This is a genomic window from Phytopseudomonas punonensis, assembly GCF_900142655.1.
Classification (GTDB): Bacteria; Pseudomonadota; Gammaproteobacteria; order Pseudomonadales; family Pseudomonadaceae; genus Aquipseudomonas; species Aquipseudomonas punonensis.
In genome coordinates this window covers 633385-648407 of record NZ_FRBQ01000001.1, presented here as the reverse complement: position 1 = coordinate 648407, position 15023 = coordinate 633385, and the positions used below count along the sequence as shown (strand labels likewise).

At 62.9% G+C, this 15023-nt stretch carries 15 protein-coding genes; 10 read left to right on the top strand and 5 right to left on the bottom strand.

All coding sequences use genetic code 11. The features are described 5' to 3' along the window. Positions 1-50: 50 nt before the first annotated feature. Positions 51-2228, bottom strand: a complete 2178-nt coding sequence (locus BUC40_RS02965) for a malate synthase G (protein WP_073262443.1) — start codon at positions 2226-2228, stop codon at positions 51-53. A gap of 313 nt (positions 2229-2541) precedes the next feature. Between BUC40_RS02965 and BUC40_RS02960 the strand changes: the two genes are divergently transcribed. Beyond that, complete coding sequence (locus tag BUC40_RS02960; RefSeq protein ID WP_073262441.1) at positions 2542-2988, top strand: GNAT family N-acetyltransferase; 447 nt, start codon at positions 2542-2544, stop codon at positions 2986-2988. A gap of 23 nt (positions 2989-3011) precedes the next feature. Continuing rightward, entirely contained in the window at positions 3012-3530 is a 519-nt protein-coding gene (locus BUC40_RS02955) for a glycine cleavage system transcriptional repressor (protein ID WP_073263848.1), read from the top strand. Between the two features lie 58 nt (positions 3531-3588). Here BUC40_RS02955 and rarD read toward each other — a convergent pair whose 3' ends face one another. From rarD to BUC40_RS02935, 4 genes are all read right to left on the bottom strand, one after another. Further along, the gene (gene rarD / locus BUC40_RS02950) at positions 3589-4485 is read right to left on the bottom strand and encodes an EamA family transporter RarD (protein ID WP_073262439.1); all 897 of its coding nucleotides are present in this window, start codon (positions 4483-4485) and stop codon (positions 3589-3591) included. Positions 4486-4574: 89 nt separating this feature from the next. After that, on the bottom strand, positions 4575-5549 hold the full coding sequence (locus tag BUC40_RS02945; RefSeq protein ID WP_073262437.1) for a serine/threonine protein kinase: 975 nt from the start codon (positions 5547-5549) through the stop codon (positions 4575-4577). Positions 5550-5645: 96 nt separating this feature from the next. Then, positions 5646-6410 (bottom strand): TOBE domain-containing protein, encoded by a 765-nt coding sequence (locus BUC40_RS02940; protein ID WP_073262435.1) that lies wholly within the window; start codon positions 6408-6410, stop codon positions 5646-5648. Positions 6411-6467: 57 nt separating this feature from the next. Beyond that, the gene (locus BUC40_RS02935; protein WP_073262433.1) at positions 6468-7205 is read right to left on the bottom strand and encodes a ComF family protein; all 738 of its coding nucleotides are present in this window, start codon (positions 7203-7205) and stop codon (positions 6468-6470) included. Positions 7206-7287: 82 nt separating this feature from the next. Here BUC40_RS02935 and bioB point away from each other — a divergent pair, with 82 nt between their 5' ends. The 8 genes from bioB to BUC40_RS02895 all read left to right on the top strand — a co-directional run bounded on the left by bioB (position 7288) and on the right by BUC40_RS02895 (position 14896). After that, positions 7288-8346, top strand: a complete 1059-nt coding sequence (bioB, locus tag BUC40_RS02930) for a biotin synthase BioB (RefSeq protein ID WP_073262431.1) — start codon at positions 7288-7290, stop codon at positions 8344-8346. 92 nt (positions 8347-8438) lie between these two features. Continuing rightward, on the top strand, positions 8439-9611 hold the full coding sequence (gene bioF, locus BUC40_RS02925; protein WP_073262429.1) for an 8-amino-7-oxononanoate synthase: 1173 nt from the start codon (positions 8439-8441) through the stop codon (positions 9609-9611). Next, positions 9611-10318 (top strand): alpha/beta fold hydrolase, encoded by a 708-nt coding sequence (locus BUC40_RS02920; RefSeq protein WP_073262427.1) that lies wholly within the window; start codon positions 9611-9613, stop codon positions 10316-10318. Before bioF ends, BUC40_RS02920 begins: the two co-directional genes overlap by 1 nt. After that, complete coding sequence (bioC, locus tag BUC40_RS02915; protein ID WP_073262425.1) at positions 10315-11106, top strand: malonyl-ACP O-methyltransferase BioC; 792 nt, start codon at positions 10315-10317, stop codon at positions 11104-11106. The genes BUC40_RS02920 and bioC overlap by 4 nt, the downstream gene beginning before the upstream one ends. Next, entirely contained in the window at positions 11103-11786 is a 684-nt protein-coding gene (gene bioD, locus BUC40_RS02910) for a dethiobiotin synthase (protein WP_073262423.1), read from the top strand. The genes bioC and bioD overlap by 4 nt, the downstream gene beginning before the upstream one ends. Before the next feature lie 92 nt (positions 11787-11878). Further along, positions 11879-12145, top strand: coding sequence for a hypothetical protein (locus tag BUC40_RS02905; protein WP_073262421.1), 267 nt, complete (start codon positions 11879-11881; stop codon positions 12143-12145). Between the two features lie 46 nt (positions 12146-12191). Then, the gene (locus BUC40_RS02900; protein WP_073262419.1) at positions 12192-12935 is read left to right on the top strand and encodes a putative metalloprotease CJM1_0395 family protein; all 744 of its coding nucleotides are present in this window, start codon (positions 12192-12194) and stop codon (positions 12933-12935) included. Positions 12936-13090: 155 nt separating this feature from the next. Next, positions 13091-14896: a phenylacyl-CoA dehydrogenase gene (locus BUC40_RS02895; protein ID WP_073262417.1), complete on the top strand. Its 1806-nt coding sequence runs from the start codon at positions 13091-13093 to the stop codon at positions 14894-14896. Positions 14897-15023: the final 127 nt, after the last annotated feature.

Here is a 15023-nt window from a genome sequence, read left to right as displayed (position 1 = left end):
GGCCATAAAAAGAAAACCGCCTTTCGGCGGTTTTCTTTTGCTCGGCTGTTTTAGCGCGCCAGGCTGGCTTTCAGCTCCCGGCGGCGGCGATGAAGCACCGGTTCGGTGTAGCCGTTGGGCTGCTTGGTGCCTTCGAGCACTAGCTCCACGGCGGCCTGGAAGGCGATATTGCTGTCGAAGTCCGGCGCCATCGGGCGGTACAGCGGGTCGCCCGCATTCTGCCGGTCCACCACTGGTGCCATGCGCTTGAGGCTTTCCAGCACCTGCTGCTCGCTGACCACGCCGTGACGCAACCAGTTGGCCAGCAGCTGGCTGGATATGCGCAGGGTGGCACGGTCTTCCATCAGGCCGATGTCGTTGATGTCCGGCACCTTGGAGCAGCCGACGCCCTGGTCGATCCAGCGCACCACGTAACCGAGAATGCCCTGAGCGTTGTTGTCGAGCTCGTTGCGGATTTCCTCGGCGCTCCAGTTAGTGTCTGGTGCCAGCGGAATGCTGAGGATTTCATCGAGTGAGGCCGGCGTGCGCTTGGCTAATTCGGCCTGCCGGGCGAACACGTCGACCTTGTGATAGTGCATGGCGTGCAGGGTCGCAGCGGTCGGCGAGGGCACCCAGGCCGTATTGGCGCCGGCCAGCGGATGGCCGATCTTTTGCTCGAGCATCGCGGCCATCAGGTCGGGCATCGCCCACATGCCCTTGCCGATCTGCGCGCGGCCCTGCAGGCCGCTGGCCAGGCCAACGTCGACGTTGTTGTTCTCGTAAGCGCTGATCCACTTCTCGCCCTTCATGGCGGCCTTACGCACGACCGCGCCAGCCTCCATGGAGGTGTGGATTTCGTCGCCAGTACGGTCGAGGAAGCCGGTGTTGATGAACACCACACGCTCGCTGGCTGCGGCGATACAGGCCTTGAGGTTGACGGTGGTGCGTCGCTCCTCGTCCATGATGCCGACCTTCAGGGTGTTGCGCGGCAGGCCCAGCACCTGCTCGACACGGCCGAACAGTTCACTGGTGAAGGCCACTTCTTCAGGGCCGTGCATCTTCGGTTTGACGATGTACACCGAGCCGGTGCGGCTGTTGGCGCGACTGTTGTTGCCATTGAGGTTGTGCAGCGCCGCGAGGCTGGTGCACAGCGCATCGAGAATGCCTTCGGGCAGCTCGTTACCGCTGGAGTCGAGTACTGCCGGGTTGGTCATCAGGTGGCCGACGTTGCGTACGAACAACAGGCTGCGCCCGTGCAGCGTCAGCTCACCGCCGTTCGGCCGAGAGTAGACGCGATCCGGGTTCATGGTGCGGGTGAAGGTGCTGCCGCCCTTGCTGACCTCTTCGCTGAGGTCGCCCTTCATCAGGCCCAACCAGTTGCGGTAGATAACGGTCTTGTCGTCGGCATCGACGGCAGCCACCGAGTCTTCGCAGTCCATGATGGTGGTCAGCGCGGACTCCATCAGCACGTCCTTCACGCCGGCTGCGTCGGTGCTGCCGATCGGGCTGGCGGCGTCGATCTGAATTTCGAAATGCAGGCCATGGTGTTTGAGCAGGATGGCGATGGGCGCGCCGGCCTCGCCCTGGAAACCGACCAGCTGGTCGGCGTCGCGCAGGCCGCTGATGTCGCCATTGGCCAGGGTTACCAGCAGCTTGCCGCCCTCGATGCGATAGCTGCTGACCTCGGCGTGGGAGCCGGTGGCCAGTGGCGCGCTTTCATCGAGAAAGGCGCGCGCGGCAGCGATCACCTTGTCGCCGCGTACCTTGTTGTAGCCCTTGCCCTTTTCGGCGCCGCCTTCCTCGCTGATCGCATCGGTGCCGTAGAGCGCGTCGTACAGCGAGCCCCAGCGGGCGTTGCTGGCGTTCAGCGCAAAACGCGCGTTCATTACCGGCACCACCAACTGCGGGCCGGCCATGCGGGCGATCTCGTCGTCGACGTTTTCGGTGCTGGCCTGCACCTGATCAGGCTGTGGCTGCAGATAGCCGATCTGTTCAAGGAAGGCCTTGTACGCTGCCGCATCGTGGGGCTTGCCGGCCCGCTCGCGGTGCCAACCGTCGATCTGCGCCTGCAGGGCGTCGCGCTTCTCGAGCAGGGCACGGTTCTTCGGTGCCAGGTCGCGGAACACGGCGTCGGCGCCAGCCCAGAAGGCATCGGCAGTAACGCCGCTGCCGGGAATGGCTTCGTTGTTGATGAAGTCGAACAGCACCTTGGCGACCTGCAGGCCACCGACTTGAACACGCTCAGTCATCTCTCGCCTCTCTGCTTCGCTTAGCCACTGTAACGGCGGGAACCCTCGTTGCTGCGCAGACAGGCCATTATCGGTGCCGTGGTATACGGCCACCCGCGTTGCTGCGGCGTGTCTGGAGATGCTTCGTGAGCGGGGTTTTCCACAACCAGCAGGACTGGGGGTTAGATTTATGTAGTGGGTTCTGCGGGATACTACATGAACGAATCGGGAAAAACAGTCTGGAAATGGTCTGCCGCTACCTTCGTCGTATTCTGACCGGGAAGCCGATCCCGCACCGCTGCCTATACTGCAGACCACCTGTGAGGAGGCCGCCATGCCGACACGTGCCGCAACGCCTGCTGATCTCGATGACCTGGTGCCGCTGTTCGCGGCTTATCTGACCTTTTACAGCGTGGACAAAAGCGCTACGCAGGTACGGGAGTTTCTGGCTGCGCGCCTGGATCGCGGCGACTCGACGATCTTTATCGCACGGGACGAGAGGGACGCTGCCCAAGGCTTTGTGCAACTCTACCCGCTCTATGCTTCGCTGGCGTTGCGTCCGAGCCTGCTGCTCAGCGACCTTTATGTTGCCGATCACGCACGGCGCCAGGGCATCGGTGAGTTGCTACTCGAAGCCGCCCGGCAGCATGCGCTGAGCAGCGGTGCCTGTGGCCTGCAGCTGGAAACGGCTCGAACCAATGTGGCTGCACAATCTCTTTATGAGCGTCTCGGCTACGTTCGGGATGCGATCTACCTGACTTATTGGCTCGACCTGAGTTGAGCGCCAACGACGAGGACATGAGCATGGATCATCTGATACTGACCGTTATTGCACAGGATCAACCCGGCCTGGTCGAGCGTGTCGCTCAATGCGTGGCGAAGCACGACGGCAACTGGCTGGAAAGCCGCATGTCGCGGATGGCCGGGCAGTTCGCGGGCATCCTGCGGGTTGACGTTCCGGCAGCTTCCCACGGTGCATTGATGGAAGCGTTGAGCGAACTGAGTGCCCAGGGCATTCGCGTGCAGCTCGCCTCGGCTGGCGCCGAGCCGGACTGCACCTGGAAGTCGATCCACCTCGACCTGCTTGGCAATGACCGCCCAGGCATCGTGCGCGATATCACTCGCCTGCTGGCGGCCAATGGCGTCAATCTGGAAAGCCTGCTCACCGAGGTGACACCCGCGCCCATGAGCGGCGAGCCACTGTTTCACGCTCAAGCTACGCTGGCCGTGCCCGAAGGCCTGCCGCTGACTACCTTGCAGACCTCGCTGGAAAGCCTGGCGGACGACCTGATGGTTGAGCTCAAGCTGCGCATGGAAGACTAGGCTGCTGAAACCTGAGCATCAGAAACGACAAGGCCGCTGAATCAGCGGCCTCTTGCTTTCAAACCGTGGTCTGGCGCTTGCGCAGGGTTCGCCAGGCATCGACGCTGTATACCGCCAGGCCCGCCCAGATAAGCAGGAAGGAAATGAGTTTCGCCGGGTCAAAATGCTCGTTGAAAACGAACACGGCCAGCAGCAGTACCAAGGTCGGCGCGATGTACTGCAAAAAGCCCAGTGTCGCGAATTGCAGGTGGCGAGCAGCGGCGTTGAAGCACACCAGCGGGATCAGCGTAACTGGCCCCGCCGCCATCAGCCACAGCGCTTCGCTGGTCGTCCAGAACGCTGGCTGGCTGCTCATGGCTGCTGGGTGGAAGAGGATCCAGCCGATGGCCAGCGGCAGCAGCAACCAGGTTTCCACCACCAACCCTGGTAGCGCAGCGACCGGGGCTTTCTTGCGGATCAACCCGTAGGTGGCGAAGGTCAGGGCTAGCGCCAGCGACACCCAGGGCAGGCTGCCTACCTGCCACAACTGCTGCGCCACGCCAGCCGCCGCCAGAGCCACCGCCACCCACTGCATACGGCGCAACCGTTCGCCAAGAATCAGCATGCCGAGCAATACGTTGACCAGCGGGTTGATGTAGTAACCCAGGCTTGCCTCCAGCATGCGCCCGTTGTTCACCGCCCACACGTAGATCAGCCAGTTGGCGGCGATCAGCGAACCGCTGAGGGCCAGCACCGCCAGGCGTTTGGGGTGATCGATAAGCTCGCGCAGCCAGCCCGGGTGCTTCCAGAAGAGCAACAGCAGGGCGCCGAAAATGGCAGACCAGATGGCCCGATGAACGATGATTTCCAGCGACGGAACGGCCTGGATCGCCTTGAAGTACATCGGGAACAAGCCCCAGATGACATAGGCGGAGAGGCCCAGGATGTAGCCGCGGCGCAAATCTGCGGTGGCCATATAAGTCCTTATCGAGGCAGTGGAGAAAACGCATCATTCTAGTGCGCAGTTGTCCGCGCGTTCAGTTTTTTGTTATCGGCGTGGCTGGCTCAAAACAGCTTCAGCGGTTCTTCATTCAGCGCCGCAATCTGCTCGCGCAGCATAAGAATCTGCTCGCCCCAGTACCGCTCGCTGCCAAACCACGGGAAGCTCTGCGGGAACGCCGGGTCGTCCCAGCGGCGTGCCAGCCAGGCGCTGTAGTGCATCAGGCGCAGGGAGCGAAAACCTTCGATCAGTGGCAGTTCGCGCGGGTTGAAGTCGTGGAATTCCTGATAACCATCGACCAATTCGGCAATCTGGCCGAGGCGCTCGTGGCGCTCGCCTGCCAGCATCATCCACAGATCCTGAATGGCCGGGCCCATGCGGCAGTCGTCCAAGTCGACCATGTGATAGGTCTCGTCGCGGCACAGCAGGTTGCCCGGGTGGCAGTCGCCGTGCAGGCGGATCGCTTTTGCCGGGTTTTCCGCGAACAGTTGATCGAGACGCTTGAGCAGATCGCGCGCCACCGACTCGTAAGCGGGCAACAGGCTCTTGGGGATGAAGTTACCTTCCAGCAGGGTCGCCAGCGATGCATGGCCGAAGTTGTCGACCCGCAGCGATTCGCGATGCTCGAACGGGCGCAATGAGCCGACCGCATGCAGGCGACCGAGCAGTTGGCCGAGGCGATAGAGCTGATCCAGGTTGCCGGGCTCCGGCGCTCGCCCGCCGCGACGCGGAAACAGCGAGAAGCGAAAACCGGCGTGCTCGAACAGGGTTTCACCGTCGCGCTGCAGTGGCGCCACCACCGGTACATCGCATTCGGCCAGCTCGGCGGTGAAGCTGTGCTCTTCGCGGATCGCCTCGTCGGTCCAGCGATCTGGTCGGTAGAACTTGGCAATCAGCGGCGTTTCCTCTTCGATACCGACTTGGTAAACGCGGTTTTCGTAGCTGTTGAGCGCCAGCACGCGGGCGTCGCTGAGGTAGCCCAGACTTTCGACGGCATCCAGAACCAGGTCTGGGGTGAGGGCGGCAAAAGGATGAGACATGGGCAGCTCCGTCGGTTGGCCGCAGAGTGTAACGCCTGGGGCCAGTCGGTACGGCCACTATTCTCCACGCAAGGTTCGAGCGGTCAACCGGCTGGGTCAGGCCTGCGTGCCGAGCAGCACATGGCTGGCGGCGAACTGGGTGCGGACCGGAGCGCCAAGCGCGAGGCCTTGCCGGGTCAGTTGTTCAGCCGATGCCTGGGCGCACAGCGTTTGCCCGTTGGGCAGGGCGATACGCACTTCGCAGGGGCCGTCGGCTTCAGGAATAATCTGCTCGATAGTCCCCTCGAGCGCGTTGAGACCCGGCTCGGGCTGTTGCTCCAGCGCGCTGAGCTGCAGCCAACCCGCCTTGAGCAACACCATCACCGACACGCCTGGCTGCAACTGCAAATGCGCGGTGCTGCTGCGGGTAATTTGCGCCTGAATAAGCGAGCCGCCCGGCAGTTCGATGCCAATCAGGTCGTTACCACCCTGAGGCTGAATAGCCCGCACGCGACCACCGAGCTGGTTACGCGCGCTGGTGCGTAGCATCAGGCGGCCGAGCAGTCGCAGATCGGCATCATTGTCGGCGGCCTGCAGCACTTCGGCTTGAATCGCCTGCAAGCGTTGATGCAATTGCAGTAGCCGTTCACCCGCAGATGTCAGTCGTGCACCGCCGCCGCCCTTGCCGCCGACGCTGCGCGCTACCAGCGGTTGCTCGGCCAGGTTGTTCAGCTCGTCGATGGCGTCCCAGGCGGCCTTGTAGCTCATGCCGGCGGCCTTGGCCGCGCGGGTGATCGAACCCTGCTCGGCGATCTGCTCCAGCAGGGCGATGCGTTGCGGGCGACGGGTCACGTGCTGGGCGAGTAACGAGAGGGTGGACATGGTGGGGGCGGCAGTCGTTACGAAGGCCGGCCACTGTGCGTTAGGCCTCAGGGCTCGTCAATGATCGCCCGGTGCCGGCGTGCGCGCCAGGCAGTAGATATCCACCCGTGACGCGCCAGCGCGGATCAGTTGGCGAGCCAGTTGCTGGGCGGTGGCGCCGGTGGTCAGTACGTCATCGACCAGCGCCACATGCCGGCCACGTACCTGGGCGCCAGGCTGCACCACAAAAGCACCACGCAGATTGCGCCGGCGAGCGGCAGCATCGAGCTTCTGCTGCGCGGCGGTGTCGCCCACGCGCTCTAACCAGGCGCTCTGCAGGGGGATTTGCAGCGCTTTGCTAAGCACCTCGGCGAGCATCTGCGCCTGATTGAAGCCCCGCTGGCGCTGTCGTTTTGGCGAGAGCGGCACTGCCAGCAGCACATCAGGTTTTGGCAGCCCTTCGCTGAACCCATGGGCCAGGTGGCGAGCGAGCAGGTCGCCAAGCAGCCTGCCGATCGGCCAGTGGCCCTGGTGCTTGAAGCGATTGATCAGGGCGTCGACTGGAAAGCCATAACGCCACGGCGCCTCGACCCGCGTAAACGCAGGCGGGCGTTTCAGACAGCTGCCGCAGGTCAGCCCTTCGACCGCCAACGGCAGCGCACAGACCTGGCAGTGCGGCCCGAGCCAGGGCAGCTCGGCGTCACAGTCGCTGCAGAGCGGCAATGACGTGTCTACCTGCTCGTCACATAACAAGCATGATTGTTTTATTTTTAGCCAGTTGTAAACCTTGATGAAAGCATTGGGTTGACAGTGCATTTGCCTTCCTTAACTATGCCGCACATCCGTGTTGGGTCTGTTTCGACTGTAGCAGGCCGCCTGTAGATAAGGACTTGCCCCCATGAGCGCCAGTACCGCCACCACCTTGCGTCACGATTGGAGCCTCGCTGAGGTTCGGGCGCTGTTTGAGCAACCGTTCAATGACCTGCTGTTCCAGGCCCAGACCGTGCACCGCGCGCATTTCGATGCCAACCGCGTGCAGGTCTCCACGTTGCTGTCGATCAAGACCGGCGCCTGCCCGGAAGACTGCAAGTACTGCCCACAGTCCGGCCACTACAACACCGGCCTGGACAAGCAGAAACTGATGGAAGTGCAGAAGGTGCTGGATGCGGCTGCCGAGGCCAAGGCTATCGGCTCCACGCGCTTCTGCATGGGCGCGGCCTGGAAGCATCCGTCCGCCAAGGACATGCCCTACGTGCTGAAAATGGTCGAAGGCGTCAAAGCTCTGGGCCTGGAAACCTGCATGACCCTGGGCAAGCTCGACAAGGAGCAGACTGCAGCGCTGGCCGAGGCGGGGCTCGACTACTACAACCACAACCTCGACACCTCGCCGGAGTTCTACGGCAGCATCATTACCACTCGCACCTACAGCGAGCGCCTGCAGACGCTGGCTTACGTGCGCGACGCCGGCATGAAGATCTGCTCCGGCGGCATCCTCGGTATGGGCGAGTCGCTCGATGACCGCGCCGGCCTGCTGATTCAGCTCGCCAACCTGCCGGAGCATCCGGAGTCGGTGCCGATCAACATGCTGGTCAAGGTCGAGGGCACGCCGCTGGCGAATGAAGAAGACGTTGATCCGTTCGACTTCATCCGCATGCTGGCTGTAGCGCGCATCATGATGCCCAAGTCCCACGTTCGTCTGTCCGCCGGCCGCGAGGCGATGAACGAGCAGATGCAGGCCCTGGCGTTCTTCGCTGGCGCCAACTCGATCTTCTACGGCGAAAAATTGCTTACCACCGCCAACCCCCAAGCAGGCAAAGACATGCAGCTGTTCGCCCGCCTCGGCATCCAGCCGGAAGCGCGCGAGGAGCATGCCGACGAAGTGCATCAGGCCGCCATCGAGCAGGCGCTGGTCGAGCAGCGCGACTCGCGGCTGTTCTACGACGCCGCTGCCGTTTGATCCTTTGCAGGCACCAGGACGGCGCCTGCTCTTAGCCGGTGAGCCTTGACGGTAGCTGGTGAGCGCTGGACGCTCCGCTTTACGGTGAACCCATGAGTTTCGATCTTGCCGCTCGCCTGGCCGAGCGCCGTGCTGCCGATCTTTATCGCCAGCGCCCCTTGTTGGGCAGCCCACAGGGGCCTCTGGTGGAGGTGGATGGCCGTCAGTTGCTGGCGTTCTGTTCCAACGATTACCTCGGGTTGGCCAATCACCCGCAGGTGGTCGAAGCCTGGCGCACTGGCGCTAAACGCTGGGGCGTCGGGGGTGGAGCCTCACATCTGGTGATCGGCCACAGCACGCCACACCATGAACTGGAAGAGGCCCTGGCTGATTTCACCGGGCGACCCCGCGCGCTGCTGTTTTCCACTGGCTACATGGCCAACCTCGGCGCCGTTACCGCGCTGGTGGGGAAGGGCGACACGGTGTTGGAAGACCGCCTCAACCATGCCTCGTTGCTGGATGCCGGACTGCTTAGCGGCGCGCGTTTCTCGCGCTATCTACACAACGATCCCGCCAGCCTCGCCACACGCCTGGCCAAAGCTGAGGGCAATACCCTGGTGGTCTGTGATGGCGTGTTCAGCATGGACGGTGACGTTGCGGATCTGCGGGGAGTGTGTGCCGAGGCGCGGCGCCATGACGCCTGGGTCATGGTCGACGACGCCCATGGTTTCGGCACGCTGGGCGCCACCGGCGGCGGTGTGGTCGAGCAGCTCGGGCTTGGTATGGATGACGTGCCGGTGCTGGTCGGCACTCTTGGTAAGGCGTTCGGCACCGCTGGCGCCTTCGTGGCTGGCAGCGAGGAGCTGATCGACACCTTGGTGCAGTTCGCCCGGCCTTATATCTACACCACCAGTCAGCCGCCGGCGCTGGCCTGCGCCACTCTCAAAAGCCTGGAGCTGCTGCGCAGCGAACACTGGCGCCGCGAGCACCTTGCGGCGCTGATCAACCGATTCCGCGAGGGAGCCGCGAGCATCGGCCTGCAACTGATGGCCAGTGATACCGCGATTCAGCCGATCCTGATCGGCGACAGCGCTCGTGCCATGGCCTTGTCCCAGGCCTTGCGCGAGCGTGGCATTCTGGTCACCGCGATTCGCCCGCCCACCGTCGCTGCGGGTACTGCGCGCTTGCGGGTTACCTTGTCCGCCGCCCATGAATTGGCCCAGGTCGATAGGTTGCTCGATGCCCTGGCTCAGTGCTGGGCGCAGCTGCCAGCGGAGTCCTTTTAATGCTCCCGTCGATTATTCTGCTGCCTGGCTGGGCGCTCGGCAGCGCGCCGCTGGTGCCGTTGGCCGAGGCGCTGGGTGGAGATTTTCAGGTCGGTATCGAAGCTCTGCCGGCATTCGATCACGCCGACATCGAGCAATGGCTGGACGCGCTGGACGAGCGTCTGCCCCGCGGCATCTGGCTGGGCGGCTGGTCCCTGGGCGGCATGCTCGCCACCTTGTTGGCGGCTCGTCGTGGCGTCGATTGCCCCGGCCTGCTGACGCTGGCCAGCAATGCTCGGTTTACCGCCTGCGAGGCCTGGCCTACAGCGATGCCGACAGCGACCTTCGCGGTGTTTCGCGAAGCGTATGAGCCGAACCCCGCCGCGACGCTCAAGCGTTTCGCCATGCTCTGCAGCCAGGGCGCTGTCGATTTTCGTGGTCTGTCCCGTCGTTTGCTGGAAGAGGCTGATGGTGCCGGTTCCCTGGCCGGCCTGGATCTGCTCGCTGCACTCGACACGCGAGCGGCGTTGCAGCACTTCGCCGGCCCCCAGCTTCACTTGTTCGCCGCTGACGATGCCCTGGTCCCGGTGGAGGCTGCAGCGGCTATTCAGGCACTACAACCGGCCGCCGAGGTGCGCTGTGTTGAAGGCGCAAGCCATGCCATGTTGGTCGAGCAGGTGGGGGCGGTGGCGACTGCGATCAGGCATTTTCTGGAGGTGCGAGCGTGAACGTACTCCCCGATAAACGCCGCGTGGCCGCCTCATTCTCCAGAGCGGCCGGCAGTTACGACAGCGTGGCGCAACTGCAGCGCGACGTCGGCCGACAGCTGTTGTGGTATCTACCGCTGTCGCTGCAACCGCAGCGCTGGCTCGACCTGGGGTGTGGCACCGGTTTCTTCAGCCGCGCATTGGGTGATTGGTATCCACATGCGCACGGCATTGCCGTGGACATCGCCGAAGGCATGCTGCAACACGCCCGGCAGTCTGGCGGCGCGCAGGCCTTCATCGCCGGCGACGCTGAGCATCTGCCATTGCGCGAGCAGAGCTGCGATCTGGTTTTCTCCAGCCTGGCGCTGCAATGGTGTGCCGATTTTCCGGCAGTGCTCAATGAGGCGCACAGATTGCTACGCCCCGGTGGCGTGCTGGCATTCAGCAGCCTGTGCGTGGGCACCCTGCAGGAGCTGCGCGACAGCTGGCAGGCCGTAGACGGTTTCGTGCATGTGAATCGTTTTCGCAGCGCTGATGACTATCAGGCGATGTGTGCGAGCAGCGGCCTGAGTGTGCACAAGCTGCAGGTGCACGCGCACCGTTTGCATTACCCGGATCTGGGCAGCCTCACCCACGCACTCAAGGCGCTTGGCGCCCACAACATCAATGACGGTCGCCCAGCCGGGCTGACCGGGCGCGAACGCCTGCGCGCGCTCGCCGAGGCTTACGAACAGCGTCGTGAGTCCGAGGGGCTACCCTGCACCTATCAGGTCATCTACGGCATCTTGCAAAAGGAGGCCCGGCCATGAGCGCCGCCTATTTCATAACCGGCACCGATACTGAAATCGGCAAAACCACTGTCGCGGCTGGCCTGCTGCATGCAGCTCGCCGTGCTGGCAAGTCGACCGCTGCAGCCAAACCAGTCGCCTCCGGTTGCCAGCTTACCGCGGACGGGCTGCGCAACGAGGATGCCCTGGCGCTGCTCGCCGAGTGCAGCGTGCCGCTGCTTTATGAGGAGGTGAATCCGTGGGCCTTCGCACCCGCGATCGCCCCGCATCTGGCCGCTCGCGACGCCGGTGTACGGCTCGAAGTGGCAGGGCTGAGCGCAGCTGTGCGTGTGATCTTGGACAAGGGGGCAGATTTCACCGCAGTCGAAGGTGCAGGCGGCTGGCGTGTGCCGCTGACGGGCACAGCCAACCTTTCCGATCTGGCCAGAGCGTTGCAGCTGCCGGTGATTCTGGTCGTGGGCGTGCGCCTGGGTTGCATCAACCACGCGGTGCTGACGGCTGAAGCGATCCTGGGTGACGGCCTGCCGTTGGCTGGGTGGGTGGCCAATATCGTCGACCCGCAGATCGCGCGCCTGCAGGACAACCTCGCCACGCTCAGCGATCGCTTGCCGGCGCCCTGCATCGGCCAGGTGCCCTATCTTGCGACGGCATCGGCGGAGCAGGTGGCAGCGCATCTCGATTTATCGCGATTGATGCTATAAACCCGGTGTTATGCATATTTTTTGGCTGTACATCTTTTAAGCGGCTTCTGCTTAAATGCACGCTATAAAGTTACTGCAGCAGGAGACGTCCCATGCAGATATCATCCCCCAGCGCTTTCACGTCTGGCATCAATACCATTCAGTCCGGCCAGCGCCGTGTCGACCAGGCAGCCGGTGAAATCGCCAGTGCGCCGGTTACCGCTGAGCGTGCTCAGGCCAATGAGCCATCCGCTGCTCGCTCGGATATCGCTGACAATATGGTCGAGATGCGTGTTGGCCAATATGAAGCTCAAGCCGGTGCTCGTGTCGTGCAGACTGCGGACAAGGTGCTGGGCACCCTGATCGACGTCACCGCCTAAAATCGTAGCGCCTGTTCAGGCGCTCGACTCCAGGAGGGAGCACGACATGCAAATTTCTGGTGCTTCCTCCTCGTACTATCCTTCCCTGCCGATATCGGCTTCCGCGCCTCGTCCTGTTGAATCCGCCAGCTCTCCTGATCTGGCCCGTGCTGCTTTCGCGCCGGTAGCCGCTGGCGCCGAGGCCGACTCTTCCAATGCCGCCACTTCGCAAGAAGAGCAGGACAAGCCGCAGGACTCTTCTTCCGCTGGCAGATCTGCCGAAGCAAGCACGCCGCAGGAAGAACAAAAGCTGCAGCTGGTTATCTCCGACCTGGCCAACCGTGACCGCGAAGTTCGCGCCCATGAGCAGGCGCATGCCGCTGTCGGCGGTGCCCATGCGGGCTCACCAACCTACACCTACACCCAAGGGCCGGATGGCAAGCGATACGCCTCTGGTGGTGAGGTAAGCATCGATGTCGGCGCGGTCGCCAATGACCCGCAGGCCACGCTGACCAAGATGCAAATCGTCATTCGTGCAGCGCTCGCCCCGGCCGAGCCTTCTGCGCAAGATCGCAGTGTCGCCAGCCAGGCCCAGGCACAAATGGCCGTGGCCCGCGCTGAGCTCGCTACCGCGCAACGCGGCGAGACCGCCGAGTCGAAATCGCCTGCCGACGAAGAGGGTGAAGAAAGCGACGACCCGTCAGTCACGTCCGATGACTTTACTCGCCCGTCAGCAGCAGCTGACCTCAGCCTTTATGCCGCGTCCGCGACTGATCCCTCGCCTTCCGGGTCGCTCGATCTTCGCGCCTGAGTACGCGCGACCAGCCTTGACAGTAATTGGGCGTAAACGTATGTTTCAAACACGTGTTTGAGTGAGTTGCCTTGCGGCTCATTCCATACAGCCATTCTGCAACGACCGCCCTCGGTCATCCCAAACATAAAAGTTCACTCGCAGAGGTACCCGCTATGCCTGACTACAAGGCCCCCTTGCGCGATATCCGTTTCGTTCGTGACGAACTGCTCGGCTATGACGCGCACTATCAGAGCCTGCCCGGCTGCCAGGACGCTACGCCAGATATGGTTGACGCGATCCTCGAAGAGGGCGCCAAGTTCTGCGAGCAGGTGCTCTCTCCGCTGAACCGTGTGGGTGATACCGAGGGGTGCACCTGGAGCGAGTCGGGTGTGAAAACCCCGACTGGCTTCAAGGAAGCTTACAAGCAGTTCGTCGAAGGCGGCTGGCCGAGCCTGGCCCATGACGTCGAGCACGGTGGCCAAGGCCTGCCGGAGTCGCTTGGTTTGGCTGTCAGTGAGATGGTCGGCACCGCCAACTGGTCGTGGGGCATGTATCCGGGGCTGTCCCATGGCGCGATGAACACCATCTCCGCCCATGGCACCGAAGAACAGCAGCACATATATCTGACCAAGCTGGTATCCGGCGAGTGGACCGGCACCATGTGCCTGACCGAACCGCACTGCGGTACCGATCTGGGCATGTTGCGCACCAAGGCCGAGCCCAGAGCGGATGGCTCCTACAGCATCTCCGGCACCAAGATCTTCATCTCCGCGGGTGAGCACGACATGGCCGATAACATCGTCCATATCGTGTTGGCGCGTCTGCCGGATGCACCGGCTGGCACCAAGGGTATTTCCCTGTTCATCGTGCCGAAGTTCCTGCCCAATGCCGAAGGTGGTGTTGGTGAGCGTAACGCGGTCACCTGTGGCTCCATTGAGCACAAGATGGGCATCCACGGTAACGCTACCTGCGTGATGAACTTCGATGCAGCCACCGGCTTCCTGATCGGCCCGCCGAACAAAGGCCTGAACTGCATGTTCACCTTTATGAACACCGCGCGTCTGGGCACTGCTCTGCAGGGCCTGGCCCACGCCGAGCTGGGTTTCCAGGGCGCCATCAAATACGCCCGTGAGCGTCTGCAGATGCGTTCGCTGACTGGCCCGAAAGCACCGGACAAAGCCGCTGACCCGATCATCGTGCATCCGGACGTACGCCGTATGCTGCTGACCATGAAGGCCTTCGCCGAAGGCAATCGGGCGATGGTGTACTTCACCGCCAAGCAGGTCGACATCCTCAAGTACAGCCAGGACGAGGAGCAGAAGAAAGCCGCTGATGGCCTGATGGCGTTCCTGACACCGATCGCCAAGGCATTCATGACCGAAGTCGGCTTCGAGTCCGCTTCCCATGGCATGCAGGTTTATGGCGGCCACGGCTTCATCAGCGAATGGGGCATGGAGCAGAACCTGCGCGACTGCCGCATCTCGATGATGTACGAAGGCACCACTGGCGTTCAGGCCCTCGACCTGCTGGGCCGCAAGGTGCTTATGACCCAGGGCGAAGCGCTCAAGGGCTTCACCAAGATCGTCCACAAGTTCTGCCAGGCTAACGAAGGCAATGAGGCGTTGAACGCGTTCATCGAACCGCTGGCCAAGCTGAACAAAGAGTGGGGCGAAGTCACCATGAAAATCGGCATGGCGGCCATGAAGGATCGTGAGGAGGTCGGCGCTGCATCGGTCGATTACCTGATGTATTCCGGCTACGTCTGCCTGGCCTATTTCTGGGCCGACATGGCGCGCGTGGCAGCCGAGAAGCTTGCCTCCGGTGACGGCGATCAGGCGTTCTACAAGGCCAAGCTGCAGACCGCGCAGTTCTACTACGCGCGCATCCTACCGCGCACGCGCACCCATGTGGCGGCTATGCTGTCCGGTGCCAGCAATCTGATGGACATGAGCGAAGAGGATTTCGCGCTCAGCTACTGATTGGCCTGCCATGAATAAGCCGCAGCCCTCGGGCTGCGGTTTTTTTATGCTTGCAGATCAATAAGCAGGCGCACCTGCGAGCAATTACAGGCAAAATGCCATTCTCATTTTTCGGTCATTGCGGAGC